The following is a 10,987-nucleotide window of genomic DNA, read 5'->3' as shown; positions in this document are numbered from 1 at the left end:
GTCCGAACGGGAGCGCCGCTGTGCTGAAGATCCTCCTCGCCGAGGATGTGCCCATGGTGCGCGGGGCGCTGGCCGCCCTGCTGGACATCGAGTCCGACCTGACGGTGGTGGCACAGGTCGGCAGCGGGGACAGGATCGTGCCCGTCGCGCTCGAGACGCGCCCCGATGTCGCGATCATCGACGTCGACCTGCCCGTGCTCGACGGTCTTTCCGCGGCGGAGGAGCTGCACGCGAAGCTGCCCACGTGCCGGACGCTGATCCTGACCGGCCTGGGACGGCCCGGCACGCTTCGCCGGGCCCTCTCGGTGTCGGTGTCCGGCTTCCTCCTCAAGGACACGCCCTCGGAGCGCCTCGCCCAGGCGGTCCGCGAGGTGGCCGCGGGGCGTCGCATCGTCGACCCGCAGCTCGCGCTGACCGCGTGGGACGTCGGGGAGAACCCGCTGTCCGGACGTGAGGTCCAGGTCCTGAGGCTGGCCGCGGGTGGCGCCGAGCCGCCGGAGATCGCGGCCGTCATGCACGTCTCCGTCGGGACCGTGCGCAACTACCTCACGAAGATAGTCACCAAGCTGAACGCCAGGAACCGGGTGGACGCCATCCGTATCGCCACCGAGGCCGGCTGGATCTGACCGGGCGGGACCTCGCGTCCTCCCCGTCCTCCCCGTCCTCCCCGTCATCCCTGGCCTTCCCGTCCTGTCCTTCCCGGCCCCCTTGGGCCCCCTTGGCCCCCCTTGGGCCCCCTTGGCCTCCCGATCCTTTCGGGTCCGCCGTTCCGTTCTCGCCGTTCCGTCTTCGCATCCTGAGAAGGATGTCTTATCGCGGGCCCATTGTCCTGATTTTGTTACCGGCATAGCGTAATTGCTGGTAACAAAAGCGTCGGCCGCTGTTCGTCACGTACTTCCCCCGGCCGGGAAAGGATGCCCGCAGATGAGTTCCAACAGGTGGCTGCACTACTTCGAGACGCAGATCCCCCTCTCCGAGGAGCCGCCGCGGATCGCGGCCAGGCTCGCCGGCTCCGGCCTGCACGCGGCGTACGTCGTGTACGAGAGCGGAGGGAAGTGGTCCTACGCGGGGGGAGCCCGGGCCGAGGTCACGCTGGACCGCAACGGCGCCCGGCTCGTCCAGGAGGACGAGCCCGATGTCGTCCTGCCCTGGAGCGACCGGCCCCTGCGCCAGGTGGCCCGGCTGCTCGACACCGTGAAGGTCCCCGCCTGGCGCGCGTACGGCTGGGCGACCTTCGAGCTCTCCTACGCCAAGGAGGGGAAGCTGGACCACGTCGGTGACGGCCGGCTGCTGCACCTCGTGGTGCCGAAGGCCGAGGTCCGCATCGAGGACGGCCACGCCCACCTCCGCGCCGCCGACCAGGAGACGCTGACCGCGCTGCTGGAGGCGATCTCCAGCCCCGTGGAGACCCCCGACGGAGCGCCGAAGCCGCTGGATGTGCGTGAGCTCGGCGAGGACGCGTACCGGCTCGCGGTGAAGCTCGCGGTCGAGGAGATCAACCAGGGCGACCTGAACAAGGTCATCCTGTCGAGGGTCGTCGACGTCGACGAGGACATCGACCTGATCGCCACCTACCTGGCCGGGCGCCGGGGCAACAACCCCGCGCGGTCGTTCCTGCTCAACCTCGGTGGCGTGGAGACGGCCGGGTTCAGCCCGGAGATCGTGGTCAAGGTGTCCGCGGACGGCCACGTGGTCAGCCAGCCGCTGGCCGGGACCAGGGCGCTCACCTCGGACCTGCTCGAGAACGAGAGCCTGCGCGCCGACCTCCTGGCCTCCGCCAAGGAGATCTACGAGCACGCGATCTCGGTGAAGGTCGGCACCGACGAGCTCGTCGACGTCTGCGTGCCCGGCTCGGTCGAGGTGCCGGAGTTCATGGCGATCCGCGAGCGCGGCAGCGTCCAGCACCTCGCCTCCCAGGTGTCCGGCAGGCTCGCCCCCGGCTTCAGGGCGTGGGACGCCTTCGGCGCGGTCTTCCCCGCGGTGACCGCGTCCGGCGTGCCGAAGGAGGCCGCGTACACCTCGATCCGCAGGCACGAGCCCGAGTCGCGCGGCCTGTACAGCGGGGCCGTGCTGACCGTCGACCACACCGGCGAGATGGACGCGGCACTCGTGCTGCGCAGCGCCTACCGGCAGGACGGCCGCACCTGGCTGCGCGCCGGGGCCGGCATCGTCGGGCAGTCCACTCCCGAGCGGGAGTTCGAGGAGACCTGCGAGAAGCTCGACAGCGTCGCGCGCTACCTGGTCCCCGCCGTCGAGGGGAGTGCGCGATGAGGGTCGACGACATCTACCTCGCAGGGGTGGGCGCCTACCTGCCCCCCGTGGTGACCACCGAGCACGCGGTCCGGGAGTCCTGGTACGACCGGGCCGACCGCGAGGCCTCCGGGATGGAGGCCGTGATGGTGGCCGGCGAGACGCCGGCCCCGGAGATGGCGGCCCGCGCGGCCCTGGTCGCGCTGCGCCGGTCGGGGCACGAGCCGGACGACTTCGGCGCGCTGCTGCACAGCGACAGCTACCACCAGGGGCCGGACGGCTGGTCGGCGCCGCACTACGTGCTGCGCAGGACGCTGAACCGGCCGATCACCGCGCTGGAGGTCAGGCAGGGCTGCCTCGGCATGATCGCGAGTCTTGAGATGGCCGCGCACCGGCTGATCGCCGACCGTGACAGGGACGCCGTGCTGCTGACCGCCGGGGACAATTTCTCCACCCCGCTGGTGGACCGGTGGCGAGCCTCCAGGATGTTCCTGCTCGCGGACGGCGGCGGCGCCGCGGTGGTGTCGCGGCGCGGCGGTTTCGCCCGGGTGCTGGCCTTCGGGACGGTCTCCAATCCAGGGATGGAGGAGCTGCACCGCGGCGGGGAGGTGCTCTTCCCGCCCGGCATCACCGTCGGCCGCTCGCTGAACTTCGAGGAGCGCAGCGACTACTGGCGCCGGCAGTGGGCGGAGGGGAAGGCGCCCCCGATGGGGCACTTCGGCGAGTGCGTCGCCGAGGCGGCCGGGCGGACGCTGGCGGAGGCCGGGATCTCCATGGAGAAGGTCACCCGCGTCTGCCACACCGGCTTCGCGCGGGGCTCCCTGGAGGGCATGTTCCTCGACCCCCTGGAGATCGACGCGGACCGGGGCCTGTGGGACTTCACCCGGAGGGTCGGGCACGCCGGCGCCGCCGACCCGTTCATCGGCCTGGAACACCTGTGGACGAGCGGGCAGGTCGCTCCCGGCGACCACGTGCTGCTCATCGGCAGCGCCCCCGGCATGGAGGCCGGCTGCGCGGTCGTGGAGATCGTCGCCCCGTACGAGCCCGGGAACCCCGAGCTCCAGAACCACGAGCCCGGGAACCACGAACCCCGGAACGAGAGCCACGAGCCCCGGAACCACGACCCCCAAGACGAGAACCACGAGCCCGGGAACCGCGAGCCGGAGAACGGAGGCCGGTAGATGCTTGACGGATGCACGCCATGGCCCAAGGAGTTCGCCGCCCGTTACCGGCGCGAGGGACTCTGGCGCGGGGAACGCCTCGGCGACCTCCCGCGAACCTGGGCCCACGCGTTCGGAGACGGTACGGCACTGGTCGGCGGGAGGCTGCGACTGTCCTACCGGGACCTGGAGAACCGGGTCGACCGGATGGCGGCGGGTTTCCACCGGCTCGGGATCGAGCCCGGCGACCGGATCGTCCTGCAGCTGCCCAACGTCCCCGAGTTCGTCATCGTGGCCTTCGCGCTCTTCAGGGTGGGCGCCAAGCCGGTGTTCTCCCTGGCGTCGCACCGGGCCAACGAGATCAGGCACCTGTGCGAGCTGTCAGGCGCGTCCGGATACGTCGTCCCCGGCGTCCATCGCGGGTTCGACCACACCGCGCTCGCCCTGCGGATGGCCGCCGAGGTACCGAGCCTGCGCCGGATCTTCGTCATGGACGGGGAGACCGGCGAGGAGGGCGAGGAAAAGAGCAGCGGCGAGACAGGCGAGAGCAGCGGCGACGAGACCGCCACGGCCGCCGCGGTGATCCCGCTCTCGCGGGTGGACGCCGACCCGGTCCCGCTCCCCGGGAGCGACCCGTCGGACGTGGCGTTCTTCCTGCTCTCCGGCGGGACCACCGCGCTGCCCAAGCTGATCCCGCGCACGCACGACGACTACGCGTACCAGACCAGGGCGGTGGCCGAGCTCTGCGAGCTCGGCGCGGACGACGTCTACCTGGCCGCGCTGCCGGTGGAGTTCAACTTCACCTGGGGCTGCCCGGGGGTCGTCGGCACGCTCGGCTCCGGCGGCACGGTCGTGCTCGCCGAGAGCCCGGTCGCGGAGGACTGCTTCCGCGCGATCGAGCGGGAGAGGGTCACCATCACCTCGGTCGTCCCCACCGTGGCGCAGCTCTGGCTGGAGGAGGCGGCGTGGGCCGAGGCGGACCTGTCCAGCCTGCGCGTGCTGCAGATCGGCGGGGCCAGACTCCAGCCGGAGCTGGCCGCGCGGATCGAGCCCGAGCTGGGCTGCCGCCTCCAGCAGGTGTTCGGCATGGCCGAGGGAATGCTCTCCATGTCCAGGAAGGGCGACGATCCCGGGTCCGTCGTGGACACCCAGGGGCGGCCGATCTCACCGGCCGACGAGGTGCGGATCGTCGACGAGCGGGACGCCGAGGTGCCCGCGGGCGCCACCGGCGAGCTGCTCACCCGTGGCCCGTACACACTGCGCGGCTACTACCGCGCCGAGGAGCACAACCGGCGGGCCTTCACCGAGGACGGCTTCTACCGCACCGGTGACCTGGCCCGGCTGACCGCCGAGGGGAACCTGGTCATCGAGGGACGGCTGAAGGACGTGGTGATCCGCGGCGGAGACAAGATCGCGGCCGGAGAGGTGGAGGGCCACCTGCTCACCCACCCGTCGGTCGCCAGGGCGGCGGTCGTGCCGGTCCCCGACGAGTTCCTCGGCGAGCGGATCTACGCGTTCATCGTCCATCGGGGCGAACAGGACGGGAAACCGGCGCCGGCCGAGCTGAAGCGGGCGCTGCACGAGCGCGGGCTGGCCGAGTTCAAGCTGCCGGACCGCGTGGAGTTCGTCGACGACTTCCCGCTGACCCCGCTCGGCAAGATCGACAAGAAGGTGCTCGCCGCCGCGGCGAAGGACCCGGCCCTGTCCCGCCGGTGGGCGCCCGCGGAGCCCACCCCCGAACACCAGGAAAGGTGAACCAGACATGGAACGCGATATCTCAGCACCGCCCACGGCCGACGACCTGCGGCAGACCGTCGCGACGATCGTCGGCACCGAGCCCGGCGAGATCACCGGCGACGCCAACCTCGTCTTCCTCGGGCTGGGGTCCCTGGAGATGATGCGGCTCGTCACCCGATGGCGACGCCAGGGCGTCGCGGTGGAGTTCGGCGAGCTCGCCGCCGAGCCGACCGTCGACGCGTGGCAGCGGCACCTGCGCGCGGCCTGGGAGGCCCGGCAGGTGAAATCGGGGGAGGCCGTCGGATGAGCGCGCTGCTGATCCGCGGCGGCTGCCTCTACCCGGCCGACGCCGGGGCGCGCGTCGTCCCCGACGGAGCCGTGCTCGTCGAGGGCGAGCGGATCGTCGCCGCCGGGACCACCGCGGAGGTCGAGGCCGCCATGGAACCCCGGCGGCGCGAGAACCTGCGCACGATCGACGCCCGGGGGAAGATAATCCTGCCCGGCTTCGTCAACGCGCACTGGCACGACCTGTTCGCCATGCGGTTCCCCTTCAAGGGGGCGCTGCGGCCCGCCGCCGACCGCGACGACAAGCCCGCGTTCATGGCGCTGGGCGGCGACGTCCAGCAGATCTCGGTGGTCTTCGACTCCTTCCACGACCAGATCGACCGGCTCACCCCGGACGAGGCCGAGGCCATCGCCCGCTACTCGATGTGGACCCAGCTGCGCTCCGGCGCGACCACCCTCGGGGACGTGGGCTCGTTCAACCGACCCGAGGCGCTGGCCTCGGCCGCCCGCCACCTCGGCATGCGCTGCGTGGTCAGCACCTGGGCGAGCGACGCGGTGTGCGCCCCCGGCGAGTCGCGGTTCCGCAGGACCCGCGACGCCGACGTGGTGCTGCGGCGGATCGAGGACCTGCTGCGCGACTGCGCGGGGGACACGAGCGGGCTGGTACGGGCACGGCCGACCTCCGTCTACGGGGTCAACATGACCGACGACCTCGGTGTCGGTTTCGCCGAACTCGTCGCCGAGTACGACGTGCCGTTCGCGACACACGTCGGCGCGCTGCGCAACGAGGCCGAGGTGACGCGGAGCTACTACGGCACGACCCCGGTGCGCAGGTTCGCCGAGCTCGGCCTGCTCTCCGACCGGTTCATGGCGGTGCACTGCGCGTTCGCCGACGACGAGGAACGCGAGATGCTCGTCGCGGCGAACGCGCACATCAGCCACTCGCCGGCGAAGTACGGCCCGGCGGGGGAGTCCTCGCTGACCGAGACCCGGGCGATGCCGGAGTTCCGGCGCGCCGGGCTGGACGTCTCGCTGTCCACCGACGGCGCAGCGCTGCCGGTCGGCGGCATGGCCGAGGCCATGCGGGTCACCTGGCAGATCTACAACGAGATGTACGCCGACCCGACCGAGGTGCTGCCGACCGACGCGCTGGCGATGGCCACCCGGCTCCCTGCCCGGGGGCTGGACTGGGCGGGGGAGATCGGCAGCATCGAGGCGGGCAAGCAGGCGGACCTGCTGCTGGTCCCCGCCGACGACTGGCGCTACCTGCTCAACCCGCGCCCGCTGGAGAGCTTCCTCGCGCTCGGCGGCTCGACGGACGTGGACACCGTGATCGTCGCGGGCCGGACGCTGGTGGAGGGCGGCAGGGCCACCGGTCTCGACGAGGACGAGCTCGAAGCCGACTACATCGAGGCACTCGGCGCCTTCTCGGTGCGCTGCCTCGGTGTCGACCCCGATCTGGTCGCCACGCTGACCCGTGCGGCACGCCGATGAGGAGGTACCACCGATGCATGACAGGACGGCCCTGGTCACCGGGGCGGCAGGCGGTATCGGCGAGGCGGTGGTGCGGGCGCTGGCCGCCGAGGGCGTCGCCGTCGCGGCGGTGGACGCGAACGCCGAGGCACTGAACCCGCTCGTCAAGGATCTCGCCGAGGCCGGGCACCGCGTCCGGGGCTTCGTCGTGGACGTGACCTCCAGCGCCGAGGTGGACATCGTGGTGGAGCGGGCGGAACGCGAGCTGGGGCCGATCGGCTACCTGGTCAACGCCGCCGGGGTGCTGCGCGTCGGCGCGGGAGCCTCGCTCACCGACGACGACTGGGACACCACGTTCGCGGTCAACGCGACCGGCGTGTTCCACGTCAGCAGGGCGGTGGCCAACCGGATGATCCCCCGGGGGTCCGGGGCGATCGTCACGCTGGCCTCCAACGCGGCCAGGACGCCGCGCTGGAACATGGCGGCCTACGCGGCGTCCAAGGCCGCGGCGAGCAGTTTCACCAAGTGCCTGGGGCTGGAGCTCGCCCAGCACGGCATCCGGTGCAACGTGGTCGCCCCCGGCTCCACCGACACGCCGATGCTGACCTCGCTGTGGGCCGGAGGCGACGCGCTGCGGGTCTCCATCGAGGGCGCGCCGGAGACCTTCAGGGTCGGCATCCCGATGGGGCGGCTGGCGCGGCCCGCCGACGTCGCCGACGCGGTGCTGTTCCTGCTCTCCGACCGTGCCGCGCACATCACCCTGCAGGACCTCACGGTCGACGGCGGCGCCGCCCTCGGCAACTGAGCACGACCCCGCCCGGCCGAGAGCCCGGCCGGGCCGCGGAGCCCGGAACCCCACGAAAAGACGTCACGAAGAGACGTCACGAAGAGACTTAACGAAGAGCGGAGGCACGCCATGGCGATCCCGGCGATCGAGTCCTATCCCATGCCGACCGAGGACGAGCTGCCGGAGAACATCGCGCGCTGGACCATCGATCCCGATCGCGCGGTGCTGCTCGTCCACGACATGCAGAACTACTTCCTGAGCCCGTTCCCGCGGGGGCAGGCCCCCACGACCGACCTGGTGGAGAACGTCGCGACCCTGCGGGCGCGCTTCGCCACGCTCGGCGCGCCGGTCGTCTACACCGCCCAGCCCGGCGGGATGACCGACGAGCAGCGCGGCCTGCTCAAGGACTTCTGGGGCGCGGGGATGAGCTCCGCCCCGGAACACCGGATGATCATCGACCGGCTGGCCCCGTTCGGCCCCGACGTCGTGTTCACCAAGTGGCGGCCCAGCGCGTTCTGCCGTACCGGCCTGCTCGACCTGTTGCGCGAGAGGGGCCGCGACCAGCTGGTGATCTGCGGGGTGTACGCCCACGTCGGAATCCTGATGACCGCCCACGAGGGGTTCTCCCAGGACATACAGACGTTCGTGGTGGCGGACGCGGTGGCCGACTTCTCGCGGGAGTACCACCGGCAGGCGCTGGACTACGCGGCGTCGAGGTGCTCGGTGACGCTGTCCACCCGGTCCGCGCTGGCGATGCTGAACGGGGCGGCCGCGGACGGGGCCGCGCCGGACGCGACGGTCCTGGACGAGGCGGCGCTGGAAGGAGCGGGACGATGACCGCGACAACGACCGCGACAACGACCGGGCCGATGCCCGGGGCGATGAACGCGGCGGAGGCCGGGGCGATGAATGCGGCGGCCGGGACGCTCCTGCTCGACCGGATCCTCGGTCCGCAGGCGCCCCCGTTCGCCCTGCTGCATCGTCCGGGCTCGACCGGGGCGGACCGGCTCGACCTGCTCATCGGGGAGACCACCGAGGTCGGCCGCATCGCGGACATCCCGCTGCCGCCCGATGACGACGCCTCCCGGGGTGCCGGTGCCCGGCACGAGGTGCTCGCGATGCTGCCGTACCGCCAGATCGGCGAGCGCGGGTACGCGTTCCCCGACGACGAGGCCCCGCTGCTCGCGATGACCGTCGTCGACCAGGCCGTGCTGCCGATGGGCGAGGTCCTCGACCGGCTCCCCGACGGGCCGATCGAGCTGGGCGAGGGCGACTTCGACTCCGACGACGAGGAGTACGCGGCCACCGTGCGCCGGGTGCTCTCCGAGGAGATCGGCCGGGGAACGGGCGCGAACTTCGTCATCAAGCGGTCGTTCTCCGCCGAGATCACCAACTGGTCGACCCGCACGGCGCTGGCGTTCTTCCGGCGGCTGCTCGGCAGGGACCCCGGCTGCCACTGGACCTTCGTGATCCACACCGGCGGGCGCACCTTCGTCGGCGCCTCGCCCGAGCGGCACATCAGCCTCGACGCGGGCACCGTGGTGATGAACCCGATCAGCGGCACCTACCGGTACCCGGCGGAGGGGCCCGAGGTGCGCGGGGTGCTCGGCTTCCTGTCCGACAGCAAGGAGGCGAACGAGCTCTACATGGTGCTCGACGAGGAACTGAAGATGATGGGCCGGGTGTGCGACCTCGGTGGCCGCACGGTGGGCCCGTACCTCAAGCAGATGGCGCGCCTGGCGCACACCGAGTACCTGATCGAGGGGCGCAGCTCGCTGGACGTGCGGGACATCCTGAGGGAGACCATGTTCGCGCCCACGGTCACCGGCGGCCCGCTGGAGAGCGCCTGCCGGGTGATCAGCCGCTACGAGCCGGAGGGCCGGGACTACTACGCGGGCATGGTCGCGCTGATCGGCCGGGACGAGGCGGGCGGCCGGGCGCTGGACTCCGCGATCGTCATCCGCACCGCCGACATCGACGCGGCGGGCCGGATGCGGATCGCCGTCGGCGCCACGCTGGTCCGCGACTCCGACCCGGCCTCCGAGGCGGAGGAGACCCGAACGAAGGCCGCGGGGCTGCTGGAGGCGCTGCGCCACGCGCCGGGAGGCGACGTCGGCGCTCCCGCCGAGCCGGCGGACATGGGCACCGACCCGCGGATACGGCGGGCACTGATCGAGCGGAACGCGCCGCTCGCCGGCTTCTGGTTCGAGGGCCCGGACAACCGCAGGCACCTCGTGCCCAGGTTGGTCGGCCGCAGGGTGCTGGTGATCGACGCCGAGGACACCTTCACCGCGATGGCCAGGCACCAGCTCGCCGCGCTGGGGTGCGAGGTCAGCGTGCGCAGGTTCGACGAGGACTACCGGCTGGAGGAGCACGACCTGGTCATCGTCGGCCCGGGCCCCGGGGACCCGAGGGACCACGACGATTTCAAGATCGCCCATCTCAGGGACGCGACGCGGCGCCTGCTGGAGCTGGGCATCCCCTTCCTGTCGGTCTGTCTCGGCCACCAGGTGCTCAGCACGCTGCTCGGGCTGGAGCTCGGCCGCAATCCGTTCCCCAACCAGGGCGTGCAGCGGAAGATCGATTTCCTGGGGCGGACGGAGCTGGTGGGCTTCTACAACACCTTCGCCGCCCGCAGCCCCGCCGACCGGTTCCCCTGCCGGGAGCGCGAGGGCACGGTCGAGGTGTTCAGGGAGGCGTCGAGCGGCGAGGTCCACGCGCTGCGCGGACCCGGCTTCGTCTCGGTGCAGTTCCACCCCGCGTCGGTGCTGACCCGCAACGGCGTGGAGATCCTCGGCGAGATCCTCAGCGACCTGCTGGTACAGGCCGAGCACCCCGTCCCGTCCGAGGCCGGGCCCTCCCGGTGAGACGTGCGCTCAGGGGCGGGGGAGGGCCTCGATGGTCTCCATGTGGATCTCGCCCCACTCGCCGAGCGGGATGAGCGCGGTGTTGAGCGAGTGGCCGAACTCGGTCAGCGAGTACTCCACCTTCGGCGGAACCTGGTGATAGACCTCGCGGTGCACCAGGCCGTACGACTCCATCTCCCGGAGCTGCTGGATCAGCATCTTCTCGCTGATGCCCGACACGCTCCGGCTCAGCTCGCCGAACCGGAGGGCCCCGGAGTGGAGGGCCCACAGGATCAGCGCCTTCCACTTGCCGCCCACGACGTCGACGGCGGCGTCGAGCCCGCACGAGTAGGTCTGTTTCTTCATCCCGCTCTCCATACTTACGAAAAGGTTAGTACCTGACAAAATAGTAGGTACTTGAGGAAATTTCAGCGGCGCGCCAGCATCGA

The 10,987-nt window shown here is 71.7% G+C and carries 10 protein-coding genes; 9 read left to right on the top strand and 1 reads right to left on the bottom strand.

The genetic code is table 11. From position 1 onward, the window contains the following. The first annotated feature begins 20 nt into the window (after window positions 1-20). The 9 genes from ACTOQ2_RS04395 to ACTOQ2_RS04355 all read left to right on the top strand — a co-directional run bounded on the left by ACTOQ2_RS04395 (window position 21) and on the right by ACTOQ2_RS04355 (window position 10,559). Entirely contained in the window at window positions 21-626 is a 606-nt protein-coding gene (locus ACTOQ2_RS04395) for a response regulator transcription factor (RefSeq protein ID WP_440081500.1), read from the top strand. 298 nt (window positions 627-924) lie between these two features. Next, entirely contained in the window at window positions 925-2,271 is a 1,347-nt protein-coding gene (locus tag ACTOQ2_RS04390; RefSeq protein ID WP_440098384.1) for a salicylate synthase, read from the top strand. Next, window positions 2,268-3,431, top strand: coding sequence for a ketoacyl-ACP synthase III family protein (locus tag ACTOQ2_RS04385; RefSeq protein WP_440098383.1), 1,164 nt, complete (start codon window positions 2,268-2,270; stop codon window positions 3,429-3,431). The genes ACTOQ2_RS04390 and ACTOQ2_RS04385 overlap by 4 nt, the downstream gene beginning before the upstream one ends. After that, the gene (locus tag ACTOQ2_RS04380) at window positions 3,432-5,165 is read left to right on the top strand and encodes a (2,3-dihydroxybenzoyl)adenylate synthase (RefSeq protein ID WP_440098382.1); all 1,734 of its coding nucleotides are present in this window, start codon (window positions 3,432-3,434) and stop codon (window positions 5,163-5,165) included. Window positions 5,166-5,172: 7 nt separating this feature from the next. Next, window positions 5,173-5,454: a phosphopantetheine-binding protein gene (locus tag ACTOQ2_RS04375; protein ID WP_440065701.1), complete on the top strand. Its 282-nt coding sequence runs from the start codon at window positions 5,173-5,175 to the stop codon at window positions 5,452-5,454. Beyond that, complete coding sequence (locus tag ACTOQ2_RS04370; RefSeq protein WP_440098381.1) at window positions 5,451-6,926, top strand: amidohydrolase family protein; 1,476 nt, start codon at window positions 5,451-5,453, stop codon at window positions 6,924-6,926. Before ACTOQ2_RS04375 ends, ACTOQ2_RS04370 begins: the two co-directional genes overlap by 4 nt. Before the next feature lie 13 nt (window positions 6,927-6,939). Continuing rightward, entirely contained in the window at window positions 6,940-7,710 is a 771-nt protein-coding gene (locus ACTOQ2_RS04365) for a 2,3-dihydro-2,3-dihydroxybenzoate dehydrogenase (RefSeq protein WP_440098380.1), read from the top strand. 111 nt (window positions 7,711-7,821) lie between these two features. Further along, window positions 7,822-8,529, top strand: coding sequence for an isochorismatase family protein (locus ACTOQ2_RS04360; RefSeq protein WP_440081490.1), 708 nt, complete (start codon window positions 7,822-7,824; stop codon window positions 8,527-8,529). Beyond that, window positions 8,526-10,559 carry an anthranilate synthase family protein gene (locus tag ACTOQ2_RS04355; RefSeq protein WP_440098379.1) on the top strand — a complete coding sequence of 678 codons (2,034 nt, stop codon included), beginning with the start codon at window positions 8,526-8,528 and terminating at the stop codon, window positions 10,557-10,559. The genes ACTOQ2_RS04360 and ACTOQ2_RS04355 overlap by 4 nt, the downstream gene beginning before the upstream one ends. Before the next feature lie 9 nt (window positions 10,560-10,568). On the opposite strand, the gene ACTOQ2_RS04350 is transcribed toward ACTOQ2_RS04355, so the two are convergent. Beyond that, a complete protein-coding gene (locus ACTOQ2_RS04350) occupies window positions 10,569-10,904 on the bottom strand; it encodes a winged helix-turn-helix transcriptional regulator (RefSeq protein ID WP_440098378.1) in 336 nt (111 codons plus the stop codon). Window positions 10,905-10,987: the final 83 nt, after the last annotated feature.

Origin of the sequence: Streptosporangium sp. H16, assembly GCF_051918855.1 — a bacterium.
GTDB lineage: Bacteria > Actinomycetota > Actinomycetes > Streptosporangiales > Streptosporangiaceae > Streptosporangium.
The sequence above is the reverse complement of the archived record's forward strand: the minus strand, read 5'-3'. Positions and strand labels throughout refer to the sequence as shown.